The 25,472-nt window shown below is 69.7% G+C and carries 18 protein-coding genes; 14 read left to right on the top strand and 4 right to left on the bottom strand.

Annotation, left to right across the window (positions count from 1 at the left end; all coding sequences use genetic code 11):
* The first annotated feature begins 4 nt into the window (after positions 1-4).
* Positions 5-724 (top strand): hypothetical protein, encoded by a 720-nt coding sequence (locus ABZ345_RS08380; RefSeq protein ID WP_359844303.1) that lies wholly within the window; start codon positions 5-7, stop codon positions 722-724.
* Positions 721-1,800 carry a hypothetical protein gene (locus ABZ345_RS08375; RefSeq protein ID WP_359844301.1) on the top strand — a complete coding sequence of 360 codons (1,080 nt, stop codon included), beginning with the start codon at positions 721-723 and terminating at the stop codon, positions 1,798-1,800. Before ABZ345_RS08380 ends, ABZ345_RS08375 begins: the two co-directional genes overlap by 4 nt.
* Positions 1,801-2,170: 370 nt before the next feature.
* Here the strand turns inward: ABZ345_RS08375 and ABZ345_RS08370 are convergent, their stop codons facing one another.
* Together ABZ345_RS08370 and ABZ345_RS08365 are read right to left on the bottom strand one after the other, a co-directional pair.
* Entirely contained in the window at positions 2,171-2,887 is a 717-nt protein-coding gene (locus tag ABZ345_RS08370; protein WP_359844299.1) for a Crp/Fnr family transcriptional regulator, read from the bottom strand.
* A gap of 47 nt (positions 2,888-2,934) precedes the next feature.
* Positions 2,935-5,433, bottom strand: coding sequence for a CHAT domain-containing protein (locus ABZ345_RS08365; protein WP_359844297.1), 2,499 nt, complete (start codon positions 5,431-5,433; stop codon positions 2,935-2,937).
* A 70-nt stretch (positions 5,434-5,503) separates the two neighbouring features.
* On the opposite strand from ABZ345_RS08365, the gene ABZ345_RS08360 reads away from it, so the two are divergent.
* From ABZ345_RS08360 to ABZ345_RS08350, 3 genes are all read left to right on the top strand, one after another.
* Positions 5,504-6,661, top strand: a complete 1,158-nt coding sequence (locus ABZ345_RS08360) for a S8/S53 family peptidase (protein WP_359844295.1) — start codon at positions 5,504-5,506, stop codon at positions 6,659-6,661.
* 125 nt (positions 6,662-6,786) lie between these two features.
* Positions 6,787-9,876: a M14 family zinc carboxypeptidase gene (locus ABZ345_RS08355; RefSeq protein WP_359844293.1), complete on the top strand. Its 3,090-nt coding sequence runs from the start codon at positions 6,787-6,789 to the stop codon at positions 9,874-9,876.
* A gap of 62 nt (positions 9,877-9,938) precedes the next feature.
* The gene (locus ABZ345_RS08350; RefSeq protein WP_359844291.1) at positions 9,939-10,091 is read left to right on the top strand and encodes a hypothetical protein; all 153 of its coding nucleotides are present in this window, start codon (positions 9,939-9,941) and stop codon (positions 10,089-10,091) included.
* A 51-nt stretch (positions 10,092-10,142) separates the two neighbouring features.
* Here ABZ345_RS08350 and ABZ345_RS08345 read toward each other — a convergent pair whose 3' ends face one another.
* Positions 10,143-11,372: an aspartate aminotransferase family protein gene (locus ABZ345_RS08345; protein WP_359844289.1), complete on the bottom strand. Its 1,230-nt coding sequence runs from the start codon at positions 11,370-11,372 to the stop codon at positions 10,143-10,145.
* A 77-nt stretch (positions 11,373-11,449) separates the two neighbouring features.
* On the opposite strand from ABZ345_RS08345, the gene ABZ345_RS08340 reads away from it, so the two are divergent.
* From ABZ345_RS08340 to ABZ345_RS08310, 7 genes are all read left to right on the top strand, one after another.
* A complete protein-coding gene (locus ABZ345_RS08340; protein ID WP_359844287.1) occupies positions 11,450-12,319 on the top strand; it encodes a LysR substrate-binding domain-containing protein in 870 nt (289 codons plus the stop codon).
* Positions 12,320-12,321: 2 nt separating this feature from the next.
* Positions 12,322-13,290 (top strand): LacI family DNA-binding transcriptional regulator, encoded by a 969-nt coding sequence (locus tag ABZ345_RS08335; RefSeq protein WP_359844285.1) that lies wholly within the window; start codon positions 12,322-12,324, stop codon positions 13,288-13,290.
* A 149-nt stretch (positions 13,291-13,439) separates the two neighbouring features.
* Positions 13,440-14,717: an ABC transporter substrate-binding protein gene (locus tag ABZ345_RS08330; RefSeq protein WP_359844283.1), complete on the top strand. Its 1,278-nt coding sequence runs from the start codon at positions 13,440-13,442 to the stop codon at positions 14,715-14,717.
* Positions 14,714-15,607, top strand: coding sequence for a sugar ABC transporter permease (locus tag ABZ345_RS08325; RefSeq protein ID WP_359844281.1), 894 nt, complete (start codon positions 14,714-14,716; stop codon positions 15,605-15,607). Before ABZ345_RS08330 ends, ABZ345_RS08325 begins: the two co-directional genes overlap by 4 nt.
* Positions 15,604-16,416 carry a carbohydrate ABC transporter permease gene (locus tag ABZ345_RS08320; RefSeq protein WP_359844279.1) on the top strand — a complete coding sequence of 271 codons (813 nt, stop codon included), beginning with the start codon at positions 15,604-15,606 and terminating at the stop codon, positions 16,414-16,416. The genes ABZ345_RS08325 and ABZ345_RS08320 overlap by 4 nt, the downstream gene beginning before the upstream one ends.
* A gap of 19 nt (positions 16,417-16,435) precedes the next feature.
* Entirely contained in the window at positions 16,436-19,165 is a 2,730-nt protein-coding gene (locus tag ABZ345_RS08315) for a glycoside hydrolase family 2 TIM barrel-domain containing protein (protein ID WP_359844277.1), read from the top strand.
* Between the two features lie 67 nt (positions 19,166-19,232).
* Entirely contained in the window at positions 19,233-20,237 is a 1,005-nt protein-coding gene (locus ABZ345_RS08310; RefSeq protein WP_359844275.1) for an LLM class flavin-dependent oxidoreductase, read from the top strand.
* Here the strand turns inward: ABZ345_RS08310 and ABZ345_RS08305 are convergent.
* The gene (locus ABZ345_RS08305) at positions 20,234-21,499 is read right to left on the bottom strand and encodes a lanthionine synthetase LanC family protein (protein ID WP_359844274.1); all 1,266 of its coding nucleotides are present in this window, start codon (positions 21,497-21,499) and stop codon (positions 20,234-20,236) included. The two genes, ABZ345_RS08310 and ABZ345_RS08305, sit on opposite strands and share 4 nt — an antisense overlap.
* Before the next feature lie 24 nt (positions 21,500-21,523).
* Here ABZ345_RS08305 and ABZ345_RS08300 point away from each other — a divergent pair, with 24 nt between their 5' ends.
* Both ABZ345_RS08300 and ABZ345_RS08295 read left to right on the top strand, forming a co-directional pair.
* A complete protein-coding gene (locus tag ABZ345_RS08300) occupies positions 21,524-22,390 on the top strand; it encodes an aminoglycoside phosphotransferase family protein (protein ID WP_359844272.1) in 867 nt (288 codons plus the stop codon).
* Between the two features lie 36 nt (positions 22,391-22,426).
* On the top strand, positions 22,427-25,462 hold the full coding sequence (locus tag ABZ345_RS08295) for a BTAD domain-containing putative transcriptional regulator (protein WP_359844270.1): 3,036 nt from the start codon (positions 22,427-22,429) through the stop codon (positions 25,460-25,462).
* The last annotated feature ends 10 nt before the right edge of the window (positions 25,463-25,472 follow it).

Here is a 25,472-nt window from a genome sequence, read left to right as displayed (position 1 = left end):
ACGAATGACGGTGCGGCTGCGACAAGCCGTCGAGGAAAGGGGTTCGGTGATGGCGTGGTGGGGACCGGAACGCGGTGTCCGCGTCTCGTACGCCGCCCTGCTGCGAATCAGGGACGACGACCGGCACGTGCTGTTCGGCTCCGGGTCGAGACCGGGTGCCTTCACGCCTCCCGGTGGGGTGTTCAAGTACTTCGCGCCGGCCGCGGACCTGTTGGACCGCATGCGTTTCCAGGCCGACCGGTGGGTCGAACGGGGCGCGGGGATGCGGGCCGACCTGCGCGGAGTGCTGCCCGCGCAGGCGGTTCCCGAGTTCCGGCGCTGGTTCGCGAGCGGCGCGTACCGGGAGGACGCCGTCGAGTGCCTGCACCGCGAGCTGGTCGAGGAGCTCGCCGAGGTCGGGTTTCCCGAGCTGGCCGCCGACGTCGGGTCGTTGCGGTTCACGCCGTTGCGCACGATCGTCGAAGGGCCGCGCGCGACCCCGGGGAAGCCGTTCAAGCAGTCGCGCCGCTTCGAGTTCCACGACCTGCTGTGCACCGGCCAGGCCGCGGCCGAGCTGAAGCGGCGGCTGTTCGAGCTGGCCGACGACCCGGCCGTCACCACGATCATCTCGGCGAGCGCGGGCGACATCGCCCACGGACGTGCCGGCAGCGCGCTCATCGCACCCCATTCCGCCTATCTGATTGGTGAGCAACGGACGTGGCCCGACCTCCCGGCACTGCGATGAGCAGGCACGCACTGGTCGTCAACGAGGAAGTGGTGTCCTTTGTGGACTGCGTGGTGACCGGGGCCACCCCGGCGGCGGACCACACGGTCGCGCTGCGCCTCGCGGTCACGTTCGGGCCGCTCCCGGAAGGCTGGGAGTACGCCGTGGCGTTCGTGCGCGGCCGCTTGACGCCCGCGACGACGGTGCTGGACCTCGGCGGGCCGCAGGAGGTCACCACGTCGGTCTCCGGGCTCGGCGAGTCCGCGTTCAGCTGGTACCTGGGCGACTTCGAGCACGGCCGGCTGCCGGACGAGCCGCTGGTCGTGCACGCCGTCGTCCCCGCCGAACGACACGAACGCGAGGTCGAGCTCACCGTGCGCGTGGACGGCTCGTTCCGGCGTCCGAGATTCCCCGTCCGCAGGCATCTCGACCACGCCCGCGCCGCCGAGCCGTGGACCTTCCGGCTCACGCTGCCCGCCGATCACGCCGCCGCGGAACCGAAGCCGGCCGCCGCGGTGCCAGTGAACGGCGCGATCAGGCTGTGCGTCGCGGCGGACATCGAGAAGTACAGCCGATTCCACAATCTGGAGGCGATGCGCGCGCAGGAACGGTTCGTCGAGCTGATGCGACGCGCTCGCGCCCACGCGGGCATCGACGAAGCCGAGGTCGACAGGGAGAGCGCGGGAGACAGCGAGTACGCGATCCTCCCGGCCGGACTCGACGAGACCGTCGTGGTGCCACGCCTGCTCGCGGGGTTCGACCGCGCCGCCCGCGCGGTCAACAACGACCTCAACGACCACGCACGGCTGCGCGTGCGCGTCGCCCTGGACCGCGGCCTGGTCACCCCCAGCGTCAACGGCTGGGTCGGCCGGTCCACGATCGCCGTGCACCGCCTGCTCGACTCGGAGCCGGTGCGGGCCGCGCTGGCGGACCACCCGGACCGGGACTGCGCGATCATCGTGTCCGACACGATCTACCAGGACGTGGCCCGGCACGGCTATGAAGGAATGTCGCCGGGCGAATTCAGTGAAGCTCTCGTCAACCTCCCGAACAAGAACTTCACCGAACGCGCCTGGCTGCACATTCCCGGAAACTGAGTCGTTCTCAGACGGTCACAGACCCAGCAGCAGCACGAGCAGGTAGATGATCGAGTGGCTCTCCACAGCACACCTCCTCCGGTCCGATGACCAGCTGGGAGCTGGGGGGAGCCACCTCGGGCACACCCACGTCCCCTGCGCGCGCCACCGTGAAGGCTCCTGCCGCGACACCGAGAACAAATGCGATGACGACAACCCGCACCATTGTCGAAATCGAGCAGTAGACACCCACGACGGCACACTCCTGACGACAGCTCCAGCCGGTTTCTTTCTGGGAGAAAGCGCCGGAACTTTTCGGCGCCCCATCAGAATGGCCGGGCGGCGGGATCAGTACCGCGCCCCGTGGCACACACCGTGTGTGCCCTTTGGCTCACATCTGGGCGAGCGAGCGCAGAACGTCGGGCCGGTGCACCACGATCTGCTTGCGGCCCGTGGTGACCACCCCGCGAGCCCGCAACACGCTCAACGCCCTGGCCACGGCCCGCCGGGAGCCGCCGAGCTGACGAGCGATGTCCTCCTGCGACAACGGCGACCGGATCTCGATCCCGCCGGCGGTAGGGGTTCCTCGTTCCTCGATCAGCTGCACCAGGTACTGGGCGAGCCGCCTGCTGACGTCCAGCGTGGCGGACCCGACCCGCGCCCGTTCCGCGTCGCGCAACCGCCTGGCCATGGTCTTCAGCAACGCCAGCACGACCGCGTGCCGATCCTTGAGCGCACCGAGGAACTGCACGCGGGAGAACTGGACGACCTCGACCGGCTCGATGGCCCGCACCGTCGCCGAGCGCGTGCTTCCCTGCAACGCCGCCAGGTCTCCCAGCACGTCCCCCGGCCCGCGCAGCGCGTAGATGACCTCCTGCCCGTCCTCCAGCAGCGTCGACACGCGCACCCAGCCGGACGTGATCACCAGCACGTGGTCGGACGGGTCGTCCTCGTGCAGCAGCACGTCACCGGCGGCGAACGGTCGCGTGATGCCCTGCGCCAGCAGGAAGTCGCGGTCGGGCTCGGCGAGGTAGGCGAGCAGGCTGCCGTCGACGTCGCCACGCTGCATGACCACCTCCGGCATGAGCACGAGCACTGACCCGATCATCGTGGCAGGCGGCGCCTTCGGTGCGGAACCGCTGAGAGCAGCGTGCGCTATGCCCCCACGCACACGAATCCGTTCGGCCGATCCAGCTCCTCCTGTGCCTCGGCGAGCGCCTCCGCGGGCGTCCGGCCGTCGCGCAACCGGCGGTGCACCGCGATCATCAGCTCCTTGGTCTCCGCGTCCGGGACCGGCACGACCGAGGAGATCAGCTGCGAGGCACCGCGTTCGAGGAACGTCGCGGCGAGCCCGAGGAGCTCGTTGCCGGACACGACCACCGAGCGGCCGACGTCGCAGGCAGCCATGATCACGGTCTCCGGGACCTGGTCGAGCCGCTGGACGTCGTAGACCACGAGCGGGCCGTCGTGCAGGGACAGCGCCGAGAACAACGGGTTGTCCGGGTTGAGTCGCCCGTGTGCCGCCAGGTGCACCGTGCTCGCTGTGCTCAACGCCTTCAGAACATCGTCGACCGTGGCGTGGTGCGGGTTGGCGATCTCGTGGATCTCCGCCACGGCCGCGGCTTCCTCCTCGGCACCGGGCAGACCTGGACCGCTCGCCACCGCGAAGGTGCGGGGGCGAGCAGGCCGGCTGGCAGCGGTGTGCCACAGCGTTGCCGAGGGCGAGACGACGACCGGCTTTCCCCGGCACGAGGGCAGAGTCGACCACGGGACGTCGTGCAGCACACCGGTCGGCACCACGACGAGCGGCCGGTCGCACCGCGGCAGGAGCAGCGTGTCGAGCTTCGCTGCGGTCGACCGCAGCAGCGCGCCGATCTCCGGTCGTGGTCGCTTGGCCAGGTGCCGCAACGCGAAGGGCACGCGTTCGAGCAGGCCGGCGACCTCGCTGACCGGGCCCACGGTCCGCAGGTCCAGCCGGCCGTCGGCGAGCCGCAACGCCAGCAGGGAACCGTCGATCTCGATGAACTGGACCAGCACCCGGTCTCCGAGGTCCACAGAGGACGGACGAACCGGGTCGGCTGGACCACCGGCGTCAGCACGGAGCAGGCGGCTGCGGTCCCTGATCCGCCGCTCCAGCTCGACCTGGCGGTGGCGGAGCTTCGGTGTGGGGCCGCTTTCCAGTTCCAGGGCCGTGGCGCGCAACAACGGCAGCAGCGAGGCGAGCTCGGGGTCGTCGGGCGGGCGAACGGAACGCGGGAGGAACCGGCTCGCACGCCCGCGTTCGGCCCATTCGAAGACGTCGGCGGGCTTGCCGGTCCGCAGAGCCGTCCGAAGACCCAGCGAGGCCAGATCGGCACGGTGCATGGCCGAGTGGGCCCGGAGATCGCCCGCACCCAGGGCGGCGTGGTTCTCGTCCAGAACCCGAAGTCCTCGTCGTGCCGCGGAAGCAGCGGAACGAGGGTGGGTGCGCTCGAGCAACAAAGCTTCGGCATACCAGCCACGAGCCCGCACCGCAGCCGGGCCGCGCACCCGCGCCTCACGAGCGATGGTCAGGTGCGCGACCGCACGAGCCGGCTGTCTTCGGCGCGTGGCAACGAAAGCCAGGTCGATGTGCGCCTCGACGACAGCGGCCGGGTTCCCGCGCAACGCCGCCACCAGCGCCTCGGGATCACTGATCCGGCAGGGCTTCCCGGCGCGCAACGCGGCCCGCAGCACCGTCGCCCGCGCCAGTGCGGCGTGGTGCGAGCGCCCCTGCCGGACGAACTGGGCCAGCGCGGCACGGGCGTGGCGCCCGGCGGCATCCCAGTCGGACGCCAGCAAGGCCGCGTCCGCGAGCAGGAGCCGCGTCTCGGGCACCTTGAGCTGGCGGCCATCAGATCGAAACGCCGACACGGCCTGCGAGGCGTGCTCCCGCGCCTCACCGGCCAACCCGACCGAGAGCAACAGCTCGGCCCGGTCCTGCAGCACGGGTGCGAGCTGGCCGCCGTTCCGGGCGATGATCTCCTCGGCCCGGTCGAGGTGCGCCAGCGCGGCCGGCACGTCACCCCGGCGACTCTCCACGAACCCCAGGTTCTCGGCGATGATCCCCACGGCGAGGTCGCGCCCGAACTCGCGGGCCAGCCGCTCGGCCTCGAGCAGGTCCTTCACCGCGAGACCGAAGTTCTGCCGCTCGGCCTGCAGGATCCCCCGGTTGACCAGGATCCGCTGCAACGCCAGCTCGTCCCCGCTGCGGCGCAACGCCCGTTCAGCGGACTGGTAGTCGGCGAACGCGTCGTCGAGCCGCCCGAGGTGATAGAGGATCACCGCCCGCTGCCCGCGAGCACGCGCGCCCAGCACCGGAACCGCCAGGTCCACCTCGCGCAGGGCGGCCAGCGCACGCCCCTGGTGCACGAGCGCGAACGCGAGCTTCATCCGGCTCTCGGCCGCCGCCTTCCCCACCCCGAGCCGGACCGCACGGCGCAGGTGCGTGACCGCCTCGGTGACCCGCCCGGTCTGCGAGAGCGCGTGTCCCCACGCCTGCGAGGCCAGCGCCCGCGCGGCAGGATCACGAACGTCCCGCACGACCGCGGAAGCCAGCGGGATCGCGCGCGCCGGGTCGACGTCGGCGAGCCGCATCGCCTCACGTGCGGCTTGTAACGCGGATCCCGGCGCCATGATGACCAATGTGCCAGGTATCAGCGCCGGGCGTGCGAGCATCGGTTCGACGGAAGCTGGGGAGGCTGACGTGAACAACGACGAAGACATCGCACCCGACACCCTCGTCGTGGACCTGACCGAGATCCACGCCGTCGAGTCGGTTCTGGAAGACCTCGGGATCTCGGTCTCGCACCGGGACAAGATCGAGGCGTTCGACCTCGCGCTGCTGACGCTCGAGCTCGGCGGCGCGCCGCTGAACGACATCGACCCCGTGCTGGCCGAGCTGAGGGCGCGGTTCGCGGGACGAGGCGCCGGCTGGTCGCCGATCCTGGGCAAGAACCGCAGGATGGCCAGCGTGTTCGGCGCGTACCCGCAGACCAAGGGCATGAGCCTGTGGGATCCGATCGCGAAGTCCGAGGAAGAGCCCACACCGTCCTTCACCGGCGCCTGGGGTCACGGCATCCGCGTCGGTCTGCTCGACACCAGGATCTACAACCATCCCGCGCTCGCCGGCTGCGACATCGTGACTCCCGACCCCACCACCAGGTTCGACAAGGACGAGAGCACGCAGTACACCATCGAGGACGGCCACGGCGTGTTCACGGCCGGCCTCATCCTGCAGCAGGCGCCGGGAGCCACCCTCGTCGCGAGGCACGTGCTGGGGTCCGACGGCAAGGCCTTCGCGTGGGACGTGGTCACGAAGCTCGCCGAGTTCCTCGAGGACCCCGTCGACGTCCTGGTGCTGGCCAGCGGCTGCCGCAACACCCTCGACGGCCGCCCTCCGCTGATCATCGAGCGCGCGATGGAACGACTCGGCGCCACCACGATGATCGTGGCCGCGGCGGGCAACCACGGGATCGTCGAAGGCATGACGTCCGACATCCACATCACCCGCACCTCGGCGACCTGGCCCGCCGCACTCCCCCGCGTCGTCGCCGTCGGGGTGGCCGGCGCGACGTACAGCCCCGAACTGCCGTGGGTCAACTGCGTCGTCGACATCGGGGAGAAGCGGTTCGTCAGCACGTACCTCCAGGACGACAACGTGAAGATGCTCGACGACGCCTCCAGTCCCGACTTCTCCGGCGGCTTCGCGTCCTGGGTGGGCACGTCGTGCGCCGCCGCTTACGTTGGTGGAGTCGTCGCCGCGAAGATGGCGGAGCTGGGCGAGAAGTCGGCTTACGACGTGTTCGACGACCTCTGCGCCGGGCCGACCGTCAAGAAGTACATGTGGACGTACAAGAAGTGACCGCCCGATCACGACGTGCGACCGTTGGGCCGAACGTGTAGGGCCGAAAGGCTCGTCAATGTAACGGCCGATCGGCGTAGCGTCGTCGGGTCTTGCGTTGACCACGCACGCCCCGGAGGAACGCAATGAAGCGGTCCACGATCGTCCTGTCCGCACTGGCCCTCGTCATCGGCGGGGCAGCGGCGTCACCCGCCCAAGCCGCCCCGCCGACCGACCCCCTCGACGTCTACGTCGCCAAGGTGAACCCCGGACAGGCGGGTGCCCTGTCCAGACAAGGCTTCGACGTCGCCGCCGCCAAGACGTCCGGCGACAAGGTCGAGGTGGAGCTCGTGCTCGACACCGCCCAGCAGAAGGAACTGGCGAAACGCGGTGTCGACGCGCAGCTCAAGAAGACCAAGGACGGCAAGACCACCAGGCAGCTCGCCGCCGAACAGGCCGCGTACGGCTTCACGGTGTGGCGGTCCTATGACGAACCGGGCGGGATCCGCGACCAGCTGTACGCGTTGGCTCGCACCAACCCCAACCTCGTCAAGCTCGAAGTGCTCGGGAAGACCGGGCAGGGACGCGAGATCATCGCGGTCAAGGTGACGCAGGGCGCCAACGGCCAGCGCGACGGCAGCCGCCCGGCGGTTCTCTACTCGTCGACGCAGCACGCGCGCGAGTGGATCAGCACCGAGGTGAACCGCAGGCTGCTCAACCACTACGTGAACCGGTTCAAGGCCAACGACAAGGAGATCAAGGACCTCCTCAAGAGCACCGAACTGTGGTTCGTGCTCGTCGCCAACCCGGACGGCTACCAGTACACGTTCGACGCGGAACGCTTGTGGCGCAAGAACCTGCGCGACAACGACGGCAACGGGCAGATCACCGTCGGCGACGGTGTGGACCCGAACCGCAACTTCGACGAGCACTTCAACTACGACAACGAGGGCTCCTCGACCGCGACGGCGAGCGAGACCTACCGCGGCACCAGCGCCGCCTCCGAACCGGAGACCAGGACCATGCAGGGCCTGCTGACCCGGATCAAGCCCAAGTTCCAGACCAACTTCCACTCCGCGGCCCAGCAGATCCTCTACCCGCAGGGCTGGCAGACCGGGTCGCCCGAGGCCGACAACCCGATCTACGTCGCGATGGCCGGCACCGACGCGAAGCCCGCCATCCCCGGTTTCGACCCGGGAATCAGCTCGGACGAGCTGTACGTCACGAACGGCGAAACCACCGATTACGCCGACGCTCACGCCGGGACCGTGGCGTTCACGCCCGAGCTCAGCGAAGGCTGCGAGGGGTGTGGTTTCGTCTTCCCCGACGACGAGGCGCTCGTCGAGGCCGAGTTCCAGAAGACGCTGCCGTTCTCGTTGTCGCAGGCCAGGTCCGCGCTCGACCCGGACGACCCGAAGTCCTCGGTCGGCATCACGGTCGAACCGTTCTACCTCGACCAGGCCGACATCGACCCGGAGAACGCGCCACTGTCCATGTTGGACTTCACCTTCGACGTCTCGTACGGCGACCCGCAGGAGGTCCGCGTGCTGGCGAAGAAGTCGCTCGGCGCGGTCACCGCGAAGTGGCAGATCGGCGCCGGGCCGGTGCACAGCACGACGACGAGCGAGTGGACCGGTGGCGAGAAGTACGGCATCGGCAACGCCAACTACTTCCACGTCATGCGCGGCACGGTCACCGGGACCAGCCCCGGCGACCAGGTCAAGGTGTGGTTCGAGGGTGGCGGCAAGGTGAGCAAGTCGTTCACCTATCGCGCCGTGTCCGAGTCGAACGACAAGGTGCTCGTCCTGTCGGCCGAGGACTACACCGGCGCGTCACCGGTTCAGGGCGTGACCGCGCCGAAGTACCTGAGCTACTACACCGACGCGCTCACCGCGAACGGCATCGCCAGCGACGTGTACGACGTGGATGCCAACGGCCGCAAGGCACCTGACGCGCTCGGCGTGCTGAGCCACTACAAGGCCGTCGTCTGGTACACCGGCGACGACGTCGTCACGCGCGAACCCGGCTGGGGCGCGGGCAACGCGTCCAGTCTCGCGCAGACCGAGCTGTTCGAGATCCGCGACTACCTCAACGAGGGCGGCAAGGTGCTCTACACCGGCAAGTACGCCGGGCACCAGTACGCGGGCGGGCACGGCACGCAGCTCTACGACCCGTTCGAGAACCAGCAGTGCAGCACGCTTCCCAACGCCGACCTGCGCTGCCGTCCGCTGTCCGGTTCCGGCGACGGCGTGAACGACGTCATCGAGTACTGGTTCGGCGCCTCCATCATCAACGAGGGCACCGGCCAGGACGAGAACGGCGACCCGTTCGCCGTCAACGGCGTCGCCAACCCGCTCACCGGCGTCTCCCTGAGCCTCAACGGCGCGGACAGCGCGCAGAACCAGGACCACACGGCGTCGTTCCTGACGACGAGCGGCCTGCTCCCGGCGAACCAGTACCCGCAGTTCGCCAGCGACGTCGCCGCGGCCTGGGACCGTCCCGGCGGCCCGTTCGCACCGCATTTCGGCGACTACTACATGTACTCGCAGATCAGCGACGTGTCGTACAAGCGACTGACGCGCACGATCACCGTTCCGGCCGGTGGCGCGCAGATGTCCTTCTGGACGTCGTACGACACCGAGGCCGCGTGGGACCACCTGTTCGTCGAGGCTCGCACGGCGGGTGGCACCAACTGGACGACGCTGCCCGACACCAACGGGCACACGACGAACGCGACCGGGGAAAGCTGCCCGGCGGGGTGGCGTGACCTGCATCCACAGCTCGACCACTACCAGACGCTCAACCCCGACGGCACGTGTTCGCCGACCGGCACCACCGGTAGCTGGAACGCGGCGTCCGGCGGGTCCGGCGGCTGGCAGCAGTGGAACGTCGACCTGACCGCCTACGCGGGCAGCCAGGTCGAGGTCTCCATCGCCTACGCGAGCGACTGGGCCACGCAGGGTCTCGGCGTGTTCGTCGACGACGTCGCCGTCACGACCGGCGAGGGCACGACGTCCTTCGAGTCCGGTTTGGACGGTTGGGCCGCCACCGGTCCGCCGGCCGGCAGTGCGCCGAACGGCAACAACTTCATCCGCACCACCGCCGCCGGGTTCCCCGAGGGCGCCGTGGTGAAGACCGCCGACACCCTGTACTTCGGGTTCGGCTTCGAGGGCATCACCAGCGCGGCGACCCGCAACACGGTGATGGCCAGGTCGATGCAGTACCTGCTCGGCTAGCTGTTCAGGCGCGGCGCGGTCTCAGAACCGCGCCGCGCCGTGAGCAGGCCTAACATGGAGCCATGGGTACCACCCTGGAGCTGACCGACGAGGAGCTCGTACTCCTCCGGCACGCGTTGCGCCACTACCTCTCGGAGTTCGGCCACGAGGAGGCCGACATCGTGCGGAAGGCACGCGCGCTGCTCGGAAAACTGCCCGCGCCGGCCACCAAGTAGCCGGCAGGGCCACTGACATCGCCGCGAGCCGGCGAGCGATGACGCCTGGCCTCAGCCGGCCGCCCCGATCGCCTCGTCGAGAATGCCCAGCCCCAACGCCAGCTCCTCCTCCGAAGCGGTCAACGGCGGCGCGATCCGGAACACCCCGCCCATCCCGGGGATCTGCACGATGTTCATGTGCAGCCCGAGGTCCAGGCACTTCTGCGTGATCGGCGCGCTCAGCGACTCGTCCGCGATCTCCAGCCCCACCAGCAACCCGCGCCCGCGCACGTCCGTCACGAGCGAGTGCCGGGCGGCGATGTCGTCCAACCCGTTGCGCAGCAACGCCCCGAGCTTCACCGCCCGCTCGTCCAGCCGCTCCTCGACGAGCACGTCCAGCACGGTGTTGCCCACCGCGGCCACCAGCGGGTCCGACACGTGCGTGGTGAAGAACAGGTAGTTGCGCGCGAACGCCTCTTCCTCGATCTCGGCAGACGTGATCACCGCGGCGAGCGGCAGCCCGGCGCCCAGAGTCTTCGACAGCGTCAGGATGTCCGGCACCACGCCGTCGCGCTCGAACGCGTACCAGGTCCCGGTGCGGCACAACCCGGTCTGCGCCTCGTCGAAGATCAGCAGCATCCCGCGCTCACGGCACTTCTGTTGCAGGGCGGCGAAGTAGCCCGGCGGCGGCTCGAGAATCCCACCGGAGCTGAGGATCGGCTCCACGATGCACGCCGCCAGCGAGCCCACCGACTGCGCGTCGATCAGCTCGAACGCCAGATCGAGCTGAGCCTGCCAGTCACCGGACGGCGCCGGAATCGCGAAGTTCCCCGGCGTGGCGGGCCCGTAGCCCTTGCGCCCGGCGCTGTAGGTGGCCGACGCAGCCGCGGCCGTCATGCCGTGCCACGAGCGAGCGAACGCCACCACCTCGTGCTTGCCGGTCACGAGTTTCGCCATCCGCAGGGCGGCCTCGTTCGACTCGGCACCGGTCGTCAGCAGCTGCACCTTCGACAACGAGGGCGGCAACGTCTCGGCGAGGCGCCGGGCCAGGTCCACGACCGGGCGCGAGAGCATGCCGCTGAACAGGTGGTCGAGGTTCGCGATCTGCCGCTGCACCGTCGCGACGATGCGCGGGTGCGAGTGGCCGAGGATCGCGCTCATCTGGCCGGACGTGAAGTCCAGGACGCGGCGGCCGTCCTCGGTGAACAGGAAGCTCCCCGACGCGCTGTCGATGATCGCTCGCGTGAACGTGCCGCCGTAGCGGACGAGGTGTCGTTCGGCGTCCTCCCAGAAAGTGTCCATGCGACAGACGCTACGAACCCGCGAGCATCAGGTCCATCTCACAATTCCACGCTCGCTGTTCGGTAATACTGCACAGCATGACGCTCAACCCGTGGCGGCTCAGACTGCTCAGCCAGCTCGACGCGCTGGGCACGGTGAGAGCGGTCGCGCAGGCCGCGAACCTGAGCGCTTCGAGCGTGTCGCAGCAGCTCGCGGTGCTGGAGAGCGAGACCCGCACCCAGTTGCTCGAACGCACGGGGCGCCGGGTCAGGCTGACGTCGGCCGGCCTGATCCTGGCCAGGCGGGCGAGGTCGATCCTCGACCACATGGACGCGGTCGAGGCCGAGCTGCGCGGCCTGAACGAGGAGCCGTCCGGACGGGTGCGGCTGGGCGGTTTCCAGAGCTCGATCCACACCCTGGCCGTGCCCGCCGTCCACACCCTGAACCACCCGCACCTCGACGTCGAACTGGTCGAGCTGGAACCGCACGGGAGCATGCCCGCGCTGCTCGCGGGTGAGGTGGACGTGATCATCACGACCACGGACTTCGTCGAGCTGCCGGTGCCGAAGGACATCGACGTCGTCCCGCTCGGGCAGGACCCGATCGTGCTGGTCACACGACCGGACCACCCGGCGACCGAGGTCGGCCACTGCGAGGACGAGCCCTGGGCGTTCGACATCCCCGGCTCCTACATGGCGGCTCTCGCGACCCGCCTGTGCCGCCAGGCGGGGTTCGAGCCGAAGGTGGTCGGCCGGTTCAGCAACTACATGCTGACGCTCAAGCACGTCGAGGCGGGTCTGGCGGTCGCGGTGCTGCCCGCGCTGGCCGTCGACCCGCGGTTCGACGTCGTGACGAACGAGCTGCCGGTGACCAGGAGGATCACCGCGGCCGTGCGGCGGGACTCGCGCGCCGCGATCACAGTGGTGCTCGACGCCCTGCATACTCGGTCCCTGCCGGAGGGGAGGTGATCATGAAGCAACGGGTCACGATCAACGACGTCGCGAGCGCCGCAGGAGTGTCGCGGCAGACGGTGTCGCGGGCGCTCAACGACAAGGGCGAGATCGACGGCGACACCAAGCAGCGCGTCCTCGACGCCGCACGGGAGCTGGGATACCGGCCCAGCCGCTTCGCCCGCGGCCTGGTCCGGCCGGACACCACCTCGATCGGCCTGGTCATCCCCGACCTGCTCAACCCGTTCTTCACCGAGGTCGCCGCCGCCGCGCTGGACGCCGCCCGCGCCCGCGGCTGGCACGTGGTCATCTACGACACGGCCGACAGCGCCGACGAGGAACGCGGCACGCTGCAGGTCATCGGCACGCAGGTCGACGCCGTGGTCGGCTACTTCAACCTGCCCGAGTCCGAACTCGACCAGCACACGCGGGGTATCCCGGTGGTGCTGATCGGCCGCGAGCACCACGCGCCGCGCTTCAGCTCCATCCGCATCGAGGGCGCCCAGGGCGTCCGCGCGGCCGTCGACCACCTCGTCGCCGCGGGTCACCACCGCATTGGCATGCTCGACCACGCGCACGCCGAACCCAGCGACAAGCACCGGTGGTTCTGCGACGCGATGACCGCGCACGGGCTCGCCACGGACGCCGTCGCGGGCGCCCTGCAGTCGGTCGCCGGGGGTGCCGGGGCGCTGGGCGACCTCCTGGACGAACACCCGGACGTCACCGCCGTCTTCACCTTCAACGACATCATCGCGATCGGTGCCCTGCGTGCGACCCGCAGGCTCGGCAGGGACCTGGCGGTGATCGGGTTCGACGGGTTGCAGCTCGGCACCGTGGTCGATCCGGAGCTGACCACCGTCGCGCTCGACACGCGCCGGATCGGCGCGCTCGCAGTCGAGCAGGCCGCGAGGCTGCTGGCCGGCGAACAGCCGCTGTCAGGTGAGGAACTGGTGGTGCAGGCCACGCTGCTCCTGCGCGAGTCCGCCTAACCCGCACACTTCGGCCTGACCCTGCACACATCGGCCTGAGCTGCTGTTCCAGCAGGCGGGGCTTGACACTCCTCGTCTGTTCAGCTCATGCTTCGCGCCATGCCGTGAACGTTCACGGGAGCGTTCACGGGCTCCTCGGAGGGTCCCCGATGACGTTGACTCGACGCAGGTTCCTGACCGGCACGGCGGCGGTGGCCGCGCTCGGTGCGGGGGCGTGCAGCAGCCCGACCACGGCCAACCCCGGCCGCATGACGCTCTGGCACTCCTCCGGCGGCATGTCGGAGAAGGTGCTCGCGGAAGCCGTGCGGCGTTTCCCCGCGCAGAAGCTGACGCCGTCCAAGATCAGCGGCGAGCTGAACCAGCGGTTGCTCGCCGCGCTGTCCGGCGAGGCGTACCTGCCGGACATCACGATGCTCGGCGACGGCATCTCCACGTACTTCTCCGCCACCGACCGGTTCGCCGACCTCGCCGCGCTCGGCGCGGCCGCCGACGAGCCGAACTACCTGCTCTGGAAGTGGCAGGCGGGCCGCAGCCCGGACGGCTTCCAGCTCGGCTTCCCCATCGACATCGGACCGGCCGCGCTCTACTACCGGCACGACCTCTTCGCCCGCGCCGGGCTGCCGAGCGAGCCCGACGAGGTGGCGCAGGCGGTGTCCACCTGGGACGACTACTTCGAGTTCGCCGCGCGGGTCAAGGAGAAGCTGCCCGGCAAGTACCTGGTCACCGACACGAAGATGGTGTTCACGTACTCGCTGGCACAGGAGAGGCAGAAGTACCTCGACCGGCAGAACCGCTACCTCGCCGACCAGTCGCAGGTGCGGCGCGCGTGGGACCGCGCGGTCACGGCGTTCCGGATGGGGCTCACGGCGGGGTACGCGAACTCGGCCGGCGGCGAGGGCGTCGACCGGCTCGCGGCCTGGAACAACGACAAGGAGATCGCGTTCGTCAACGCCTCCTGGATCACCGGCAACCTCCGGCAGTCCGCGCCCGGCACGTCCGGCAAGTGGCACGTGTGCAGGCCACCGGGCGGTCCCGGCAACCAGGGCGGGTCGTTCCTCGCGATCACGAAGTACTGCCCGGATCCACACGGCGCGTACGAGGTCGTGAAGTGGTTGCTGTCGCCGGAGAACCTGGCGTTGGCCTACCTGGAGCTCGGCCTGTTCCCGTCCGCGCCCGCCGCGTTCGGCGATCCGCGCGTGCTGCGGCCGGAGGAGTTCTTCGGCGGCCAGTCGACGATGACCGTCTTCGGCAAGATCGCCGAGGAGGTCCAGCCCGTTTACTTCTCGCCGTACGACATCACGATCAGCGACACCTACACCGATGAGCTGGCCAACGTCGAGAGTGCGGGCAAGGATCCGGAACGCGCGTGGGAAGACGCTCGGACGGCGGTCGAACGGCTGCTGCGCCGTCAGGGGGTCCTGGCGTGAGGCGGTATCTCCCGCAGTACCTGGCGATCGCGCCGTTCTTCGTGCTGTTCGCGGTGTTCGGCGTCTACCCGGTGCTGTACTCGCTGTGGTTGTCGCTGCAGCGCTGGAACGGCGTCAGCCCAATGAAGTTCGTGGGGCTGGAGAACTTCCGGTTCCTCATCAGCGACACCGCGTTCTGGGACGCGATCGGCAACACGTTCGTCATCTGGGTGATGTCGACGGTGCCGATGCTGGTCCTGTCGATGCTCGTCGCACTGGGACTGAACTCGTCGGTGCGTCACAAGGGCGTGCTGCGGGTGGCCTACTTCCTGCCGAACGTCACGTCGATCGTCGCGATGTCGCTGGTGTTCGGGTCGTTCTTCTCCAACGAGTTCGGTGTGCTGAACTGGTTCCTCGGCCTCGCCGGCGTGGATCCGGTGCAGTGGCTCAACGATCCGTGGGCGATCCGCACCGCGATCTCGTTGATGATCATTTGGCGCTGGACCGGCTACAACGCGATCATCCTGCTGGCCGGCCTCCAGGCGCTGCCCGGCGACGTCTTCGAGGCCGCGAAGCTCGACGGCGCCGGGCCCGTGCAGACGTTCTTCCGGGTCACGCTTCCGTTGCTGCGCCCGGTGATCCTGTTCTCGGTGGTGATGTCGGCGATCGGCGGGCTGCAGATCTTCACCGAGTCGCAGATCCTGCTCGGCAACCGCGGCGGCCCCGAGGGCGCGGGCATGACGATGGTCCTCTACTTCTACAACACCGCGTTCGCCGACAACGACTTCGGCTACGGCGCCGCCATCGCGTGGGGCATCTTCGTCGTGGTCGTCCTCTTCTCGATCCTCAACTGGCGGCTCGTGCAGCGCCCGCCCAGACTGACATCACAGCTGAAGGGAGCGAGCCGGTGAACCGCGCCTTCACCTCCGCGGCGCTGGCGATCGGCGCGTTGATCACGCTGTTCCCCTACTACCAGCTCGCGGTGATGGCCTCGAACACCACCGCGGACATCTACTCGTCGCCGCCGAAGTTCTGGTTCGGCGGCCACCTGGTCGAGAACATCGGCGAGGTGTTCGCGAAGGTCGACTTCTTCGGTTCGGTGCTGAACACGCTCGTGGTGGCGGTCGCGACGACATTGCTGGTGCTGTTCTTCGACTCGCTGGCCGCCTTCACGTTCGCCAAGTACGACTTCCCTGGCAGCAACGTCCTCTTCGGACTCCTGCTGGCGACGTTCGTGGTGCCGACGCAACTCGCGGCGATCCCGCAGTTCACCCTGATGGCCAAGTTCGGCTGGGTCGGCGATCTCAAAGCGTTGATCATCCCCGCGGCGGCCAACGCGTTCGGCATCTTCTGGATGCGCCAGTACGCCCGCGGTGCGATCCCGGACGAGCTGCTGGAGGCCGCGCGGGCCGACGGCGCGGGTTTCTTCCGCACCTACTGGTCCGTCGGCCTGCCGGTGCTGCGGCCCGCGCTCGCGTTCCTCGGCATCTTCACGTTCGTCAACACCTGGAACGACTACCTGTGGCCGTTGGTCGTGCTGATCGACTCGAACAACGTGACGCTGCAGGTGGCGTTGTCACAGCTCAACGGCTTGTACCTGAAGGACTACGCCGTCGTGATGGCCGGGACGCTGGTGGCGATCGTGCCGCTGGTGATCGTGTTCCTGATCGGCGCGCGCCATTTCATCCGCAACATCGCCGCCGGCGCGTTGAAAGGCTGAGATTTTGTACCTCGAAGACATGGGTCCGGGCACAGGAGCGTTGCCACCGCGTGCCTTCTTCACCTCCGACGCGGCCTCGTCGTCGCTCAACGGGACCTGGGAGTTCCGGCTGTCCTCCTCCGTCGCCGCAGCGGACTCCGCTGACGACGAGTGGGGCACGATCACCGTTCCAGGTCACTGGCAACTGCAGGGCCACGGTTCGCCCGCGTACACCAACGTGGTGTACCCGTTCCCGGTCGAGCCGCCGTTCGTGCCGTCGGAGAACCCGACCGGCGACTACCGCCGCTCCTTCGACCTGCCCGCGGACTGGCCTGGCGAACCGGCTGTGCTCCGGTTCGACGGCATCGACTCGTGCGGACGGATCTGGCTCAACGGCACCGAACTCGGCATCACCCGAGGGAGCCGGCTTCCTTCCGAGTTCGAGGTCGGCCACCTGCTGCGCCCGCAGGGGAACGTGCTGGTGGTGCGCGTGCACCAGTGGTCGTCCGGCAGCTACCTCGAAGACCAGGACATGTGGTGGATGTCCGGCATCTTCCGCAACGTCACGCTGTTGTCGCGGCCACGCGGCGGTGTCGCCGACTATCACGTGCAGGCCTCCTACGACCACGTTTCCGGACTCGGCACGCTGTCCGTCGAGGGTGGTCTGGTCACCGTGCCGGAATTGGGCGTGGAGAACGCACAGTCCGCCGAGGTGCCGGTCGAGCCGTGGAGCGCCGAGAACCCCAGGCTCTACGACGGTTTCGTGCACACCGCCGCCGAACGGGTACCGGTGCGGATCGGGTTCCGGACGGTCGTCATCGAGGACGGCGTGATCCTGATCAACGGCTCGCGCGTGGTGTTCCGCGGCGTGAACCGGCACGAGCACCACCCGCGGTTCGGGCGCGCGGTGCCACGGGAGGTCATGCTCGCCGACGTGCTGCTGATGAAGCGGCACAACGTCAACGCCGTCCGGACCAGCCACTACCCGCCGGACCCGCACTTCCTGGACCTGTGCGACGAGTACGGCCTGTGGGTGATCGACGAGTGCGACCTGGAGACGCACGGTTTCGGCGAGCTGGGTTGGGCGGGCAACCCGAGCGACGACCCGCGCTGGGCCGAGTCCTATCTGGACCGGATGCGCCGGATGGTCGAACGCGACAAGAACCACCCGTCAATTGTGCTGTGGTCGCTGGGCAACGAGTCCCACACCGGCCGCAACCTCGCCGCGATGGCCTCGTGGACGCGCGACCGCGACCCGTCGCGCCCGGTGCACTACGAGGGTGACTTGGACTGCGAGTACGTCGACGTCTACAGCCGCATGTACGCCTCGCACGAGGAGGTGGACCAGATCGGGCGCGAGCGGAGGCACGGCCTGCCGTTCGTGCTGTGCGAGTTCGCGCACGCCATGGGCAACGGGCCGGGCGGGATGCTGGAGTACCGCGAGCTGTTCGAGCGCCATCGGACCGTGCAGGGCGGATTCATCTGGGAGTGGATCGACCACGGGCTGGAGGCCGGCGGGCACTACGCCTACGGCGGCGACTTCGGCGAGACGATCCACGACGGCAACTTCGTGATCGACGGTCTGGTGTTCCCGGACCGCACGCCGTCGCCGGGCCTGCTGGAGTTCGCCAAGGTCTTCGAGCCGGTGCGGATCACCGGGACCGCCGGGGGCATCCGGATCGAGAGCCACTACGACCACGTCTCGCTCGACCACCTGCGCTTCGAGTGGCTGTACGAGGCCGACGGCGTCGAGGTGGCGGCGGGGTCGCTCGCGGTACCGGCCGTTTCGGCTCGACAACAGGCAGACCTGCCGCTTCCCGAGCTGCCCGCGGTGTCCGGTGAGGGCTGGCTGACCGTCCGGGCGTCCCTGGCCACCGCCACGACCTGGGCCGAAGCCGGTCACGTCATCGCGTGGGGTCAGATCGCGATCACGGAGGCCACCTCGGTCACCCCGATCAGCGGCGTGGAACTGGTCGGCGTGGGCGACGTACTGTGGCTCGGCCCCGGCGAGTTCGACCCGACCACCGGTCGCCTGACGAGGCTCGGCGAGCACCAGGTCGACGGCCCTCGCCTCGACCTCTGGCGCGCGCCCACCGACAACGACCGCGGCTCCGACCACCCCGAGGAGCGCGCCTGGCGTGAAGCAGGCCTGCACCGCCTGCAACACCGGGTGATCGAGGTCGACGCCCAGGAGACCGCGCTGGTGGTCCGGACGAGGGTGGCGCCGCCGAGCCGGGGTTTCGGCATGTTCGCCGACTACCGCTGGACCGCCGACGACAACCAGCTCAGGCTGCAGGTCGACGTCACCCCCGACGGCGAGTGGCCGTGCACGCTGCCCCGCCTCGGTCTCCGCCTGGCGCTGCCCGGCACGCTCGACACCGTCGAATGGTTCGGTGCCGGTCCAGGCGAGGCGTACGCGGACAGCCGGCAGTCCGCCAGGATCGGCCGCTTCTCGTCCACTGTGGACGCGTTGCAGACGCCGTACGTCTTCCCGCAGGAGAACGGCAACCGCAAGGACGCCCGCTGGCTGCGGCTCGGGTCCGTCCAGATCACCGGCGAACCGGTGTTCGACTTCACCGCTCGCCGCTGGACGACCGAGGACCTCGACGCCGCCCGGCACACGACCGACCTCGAGCCCCGCGACCACGTCTACGTGAACCTCGACCTGGCTCAGCAGGGCCTGGGTACGGCGTCGTGCGGGCCGGGTGTGCTGCCGCAGTACCGGCTGCACGCCGCGAAGGCGAGCTTCTCGGTCACCTTCACCCCCTGATTCCAGCATGTGGACCTAGTTGAAACGTCACCTAAACTCGGAAGGAGACCTGACCGAGGAGGCGCCCGTGCCGCGCAAGACAGAACCGTTGCGGAAGCTGGGTTTTCTGACCATCGGGCTGTTCGACGAGCACAGCCCCGGCGCGGGCCACCGGTCGACCCTGGAGATCATCGAGCTGGGCGAGGAGCTGGGGTTCGACAGCGCGTGGGTGCGGCACCGACACCTGCAGTTCGGCATCTCCTCGCCCGTCGCGATCCTCGCCGCGGCCTCCCAGCGCACCAGCCGGATCAGCCTCGGCACCGCCGTGATCCCGCTGGGCTGGGAGAACCCGCTGCGGCTCGCCGAGGACCTGGCGACGGTCGACGTGCTGTCCGGCGGCCGGCTCAATCCCGGAGTGAGCGTCGGGCCGCCGATGTTCTACGACGACGTCAAGCACGCGCTCTACCCGCAAACCGCGGACGTCGAGGACTTCGGCTACGACCGGTTGCAGCGGCTGCTGGACTTCGTGGGCGGCGAGAAGGTCACGGAGTTCAGCGGCACCAGGGGCATCGAGCAGTTCTCGGACCACGTGCAGCCGCATTCGGCCGGTCTGCGCGAGCGGATGTGGTACGGCGGCGGCAGTCTGCGGTCGGCGCGGTGGGCGGGCTCGCACGGCCTGAACCTGCTGTGCAGCAACGTGGTCCAGGCCGAGGAGTCGGAGGACTTCGCCGAGATCCAGCTGTCGCACGTCAGGGCGTTCCGGGAGAACGGCGGCGGGCGGGTCTCGCAGGGTCTCGTCGTGATCCCGACCGACTCGGCAACTGCTGAACAGCGCGCGAAGTACCAGGACTACGTGGACCAGCGCACGGAACGCACTCGCACGCCGTTCGGGCCGCGGCGGTTCATGTTCGCGCGCGACCTGATCGGCACGTCCGCGGAGATCGCCGAGCAGCTTTACGCGCACCTCGCCTTCCAGGAGGTCGACGAGGTGGCGTTCGCGCTGCCGTTCAGCTTCGAGCACGAGGACTACGTGCAGATCCTCACCGACATCGCGACGAAGCTGGGCCCAGAACTGGGCTGGCAGCCCGCTTAGAGGGCCCACCAGGTGTCCATGCGCGGCACGGCGGTCGTGTCGCCCTGAGCGACGCGGCCGGCGTGGAACAGGAATCCGGCGATGCCCGCCGCACCCGCCATCCAGCCCACACCTGCCGGCAGCAGCGGGTCCTCGTTCCTGTGCTCGATGAACCGCCAGCACACGCCAGATCCGTCCGGAATCGCCCGTTCCACCAGCACATCAGCCAGGTGGAGCGCGAAGTCCGTGTGCTCACCCGCGTCGAGCAGCCGGTCGCCGACGCCCGCGGTGCCGCAGCAACGGCCGTCGTTGTCCCAGAAGCCCGGATACCGGCGTTCGGGCAGGCCGGAGACGCGGACGCTGTGCAGGCAGCGGTCGTGCCAGTCGGTCACCTGCCTTCCAGCCACCTCGGCCACTCCGGCAAGCCCCAGCGCCCGCCACAGCAGCGAGGTTCCGGTCGGGCCGTGGCACCAGCCGTAGCTGAACGGCTCCATGTCCTCCAGCGCGGGAATGCGCAGCGGGGCCCGGAAACCGCCGTCGCTGACGTCGGAGAGCGCCACGAGATGCTCGGCGCCTGCTTTCGCGGCCTCGACGAGGTCTCGCCGTTCGAACTCGGCACCGGCCAGGGCGAGCGCGGTCGCGATGCCCGAGAGGCCGTGCGAGAAGTTCGGATTCTCCCGTTGCACAACGGAGTGGCGCACCGGCACCATGCGCCAGTTGAGGCCGGTCGGCGTCTCCTCGCGTTCTGCCAGCAGGATCTCGGCGGCCAGGTCGGCCAGCTTGTCCGCGTCCTCCACGCCGTGCCGCCTGGCGTGCACCGCGGCCAGCAGCACGCCCGCGGTGCCCAGCGTCAGGTCGTGGCACTTGGCGCCTTCCAGGAAGCGCGGCGGGCTGAAGTACTCGTGCGCCCAGCCGTCCGGTGTGGACAGTTCGACCAGGCGGGCGACGGCGGCGTCGGAGCCGGGCGCGTCCAGCACGGTCAGCACACCGATCGCGCTGACCAGGCCGCTGAAGAACATGTAGTCGGTCGCCGTGCCGAAGCCCGCGCGGATTTGCTCGGTGATGGCCTCCGCGAGCCGCTGTTCCTCGCCGGTCCACTCGCGGCACAGCCGGATCTCCGCCAGCACGTGGGCCAGGCCGCCGACGCCCGCGTACATGCTGTCGCGGTCCTCAGGATCGAGCTCGACGCCCACCGACGGCGGTATCCACACCGCGTCGTCGTAGTGGACCAGATCCAGTACCCACCGCCAGGCTGCCTCGGCGGTCCCCCAGTACGCGTCCATCGAACGATCATTACATTTGCCGGTGTGACGGTGGAGCTGATTCTGGCCGAGGCCGACCTGACCGAGTTCACCATCCGCCCGCTGGGTGGCGGCACGTACAACGACGTGTACCGGGTGACGTCACCCGAGGGCGACTTCGTGCTCAAGGTCTCGCCGTCCGACCGGCCAGGACTGACCTACGAGCGCAATCTGATGCGTACCGAGGCGATGTTCTGCAGGCTGGGGCACGCGGTCGCACCGGTGCCGGAGGTCGTGCACACCGACTTCTCCCGTGCTCTGGTGGACAGCGACGCGCTGCTCACGACCTGGCTGCCGGGTCAGCCCCTGTTCGGGCGGACCGACGTCGACCGGCCGTTGATCCGCCGTCAACTCGGGGCCGCCGTGGCGGCGTTGCACGAGGTCACCGGGCCGGGCTTCGGCTACCCGCAGCTCGGCCTGCACTCGACGTGGACGTCGGCGTTCCGGGCGATGGTCGACGCAGTGCGGGCCGACGCCCGGCGCTTCGGCGTCGCACTGCCGGAGATCCCGCTGCATCCCGCCGTGTTCGACGAGGTCAAGCGGCCGTCGCTGGTGCATTTCGACCTCTGGGACGGCAACATCCTCACCGACACCGGCCTGACCGGGCTCGTCGACGGTGAGCGGGCGTTCTGGGGCGATCCGGTGGCCGAGTTCGTGTCGCTCGCGCTGTTCGGGTCGATCGAGCCGGACACGGATTTCCTGACGAGCTACGGCTTCGAGTTCACCGACTCGGCGCGGGTCCGGCTCGCCTCCTACCAGGCGTACCTGTACTCGATCATGCTGGTCGAGCGGGTGCCGCGGGCGACTTCCGATCCCCGGTCGGAGAGCCTTATCACTGACGCGCTCACGCGCACACTCGACGTTCTCGCGTGATCGCGGCAAGTGATCTGGAAAGCTGGACGTGTGCGCGTGGCATTGCTGGGCCCGACGACGGTCGAGGCCGACGACGGCACACCGGTCGACATCGGTGGTGCCCGCGTCCGCATGCTCCTGGCCCGCCTGGCGCTCGACCCGGGCCGCCCGGTGCCGACCACCACGCTGATCGACGACCTGTGGGGCGAGCAGCCGCCCGCGGACGCGTCGAACGCGCTGCAGTCGCTCGTGTCGCGGCTGCGCAAGGTCTGCCCTGACGTGACGCTGGAGCCGGGTGGGTACCGGCTCGCGATCGCCCAGGACGACGTCGACGTGCACCGGTTCGAACGGCTGCGTGCCGCGGGCCGGCTCGACGAGGCGCTCGGGCTGTGGCGCGGTGAGGCGCTCGCCGACGTGCGGGAGGCGCCGTTCGCGTCATCTGCGGCCGTGCGGCTCGACGAGGCCCGGTTGAGCGCGGAGGAAGAGCGCTTCCAGACCGGCGACCTGGACGTCTCGGCGCTCACCGCGATGCACGAGAAGCACCCGCTGCGGGAACGCCTGGCGGGGCTGCTGATGCGGGCGTTGTGCGCGCAAGGCAGGCAGTCCGAGGCGCTGCGCGTCTACGAGGAGGTCCGCCGCAGGCTCGCCGACGAGCTGGGCGTCGACCCGTCGCAGGAGCTCCAGGACGTGCACCTCGCGGCCCTGCGGGGTGAGCTGAAGCCGCGGACGACGGTCGACCGGCTGCCGGTGCGGCTCACCAGCTTCGTCGGCCGCGAAGAGGAGCTCGCCCAGATCAACGACCAGCTCGACAACGCCCGGCTGGTGACCCTGGTCGGGCCGGGCGGCGCGGGCAAGACGCGGCTCGCCACCGAGACCGCGGCACGGCATCCGTTGCACGGCAAGGGGCGCGTGTGGTTCGCCGCGCTGGCCGGCGTGCGGGCGGCGGAGGACCTGGCGGGTGCGGTGCTGGCCGAGTTCGACCTGACGATCGGCGGAGATCCGTTGCGGCGCCGGGCCGAGGGCGTGGACCGGATCGTGGAGGTGCTGGGCGCGGGCGAGTCGTTGCTGGTGCTGGACAACTGCGAGCACCTGATCACCGCGGCCGCCGAGTTCGCCGGCGACCTGCTGCGCAGGGTGCCGAACCTGCGCGTGCTCGCGACCAGCCGGGAACCGCTCGCGATCGACGGCGAGTCGCTGTGCCCGGTCGGTCCGCTCTCGGTGCCCGACGGTCAGGCGGACATCGCCGGGTTCGGCGCGGTCAGGCTGTTCCTGGACCGGGCGAACGCCGTGAAGCCGGGGTTCCGGCTCGACGAGTCCACTGTGGACGACGTGAAGCAGATCTGTCGCAGGCTCGACGGCATGCCGCTGGCGCTGGAACTGGCGGCCGCGCGGTTGCGGTCGATGACGATCCGGCAGATCACGCAGCGGCTCGACGACAGGTTCCGGTTGCTGACCTCGGGCAGCCGCACGGCACTGCCCCGCCAGCGCACGTTGCGGGCGGTCGTGGAGTGGAGCTGGGACCTGCTGACCGACGAGGAACGCCGGCTCGCCAGCAGGCTCGCGGTCTTCCCCGCGGGAGCGAACCTCGCCGGCATCGAGAAGGTCTGCCACGAGGACGCGCTGTACGTGCTCACGTCACTCGTCGAGAAGTCCATTGTGGACGTCGTCGAGATGGAGGGTGAGCCGCGGTACCGGATGCTGGAGACGATCCGGGTGTACGCGGCCGAGCAGCTCGACGCGTCCGGTGAGAAACCCGAGATCCTGGCGCGGTTCCGGCGGTACTACCGCGACCTGCTGGTCCGGTGGGAACCGCTCACCCGCACCACCAGGCAGCTCGAGGCGATCAGCGTCTACGAGGCCGAGCAGGACAACATCGTGGGCGCCCTGCGCGGTGCGGTCGACGACCGCCAGGTGGAGGTGGCCGCGGATCTCCTCAGCGGTGTCTTCTGGTACTGGCTGGTCAAGGGCGACAACGAGCGCGCGGAGCTGTCGGTGCGCGAGGTGCTCGCGCTCGGGGAGGCCCTGCCGGCGGACCTCGAGGCGACCTTCCGGGCGATGCACCTCATCATGACCGCGATCCCGGGCCTGCCGGATCCGGCGGAGGCCGTGGGGGTCATCGAGGACTGCGTGCGCACCGGCGCGACGAACAAGTGGCCGTCGCTGTCGATCGCGCTGCCGATGCTCGCGTTCCTGAGCCAGAACCCGAAACTGGCGCGCCGCGAGGTGGCGCGGGCGGCGGCGAGCGAGGACGCGTGGGCGCGGGCGGCGGCGGACTGGGCGTTGAGCTTCATCCTCGCCGACGAGGGTGAGCTCGACAGCGCCGAAGAGGCCCGCGACCGCGCGTACGAGCAGTTCATGGCCGTCGGCGACCGGTGGGGTTCGGCGATGACGCTCGGCATGAAAGCCGCGTTCGTCTCGCACACCGGCGACAACGAGGCCGCGATCGAGCTGTACCACCGGGGTCTCGCGGTGGCGCTGGAGCTGCGGTCGCAGGACGACGCCGTGCAGCAACGGTGGCGGCTCGCGGTCGAGTACGCCCGGGCCGGAGACCACGAGTCGGCCGCGCGCGAGGTCGCCGAGGCGGAGAAGTACGTCCAGGGCATCGGCAACGACCAGATGACCATCATGATCGGCTACGCGCGGGCGGAGGTCGCACTGCGCGCCGGCCGGGTCGCCGAGGCACGCGAGTTCAGCACCCGGTTCAGGCGGCTGGCCACGGATTCGGTCGTGCTCAACGGGTTCGTCACGGAGTGGTCGGCGATGCTCGAAGGCCGCATCGCGCTCGCCTCCGGCAAGCCTGCGGAAGCCGAGGCCCACATCGCGGTGGCGGTCCGGACGACCTCGGACCGCAGTGACATGCCGGACGTGGCGTCGGTGACGGAACTGCTCGCGCTCGTCCGGCACGCGCAAGGCCGCGACGACAGGGCGGCCCGGTTGCTGGCGCTCGCGCAGGTGATCCGCGGCCGGCTCGATCTGGGCGAGCCCGACCTGAGGCGGCTGGTGGCGTCGCTCGGTGCGCCGCAACGCCTCGGGCTCACGAAAGCCGAGGCGTTGCAGGAGATTCGCGCGGAAGCGGGCGTCAGCGACTCCTGACGCCCGCCTC

This window comes from Lentzea sp. NPDC005914 (assembly GCF_040629405.1).
Taxonomy (GTDB): domain Bacteria; phylum Actinomycetota; class Actinomycetes; order Mycobacteriales; family Pseudonocardiaceae; genus Lentzea.
This window is presented reverse-complemented; position numbering and strand designations above follow the sequence as displayed.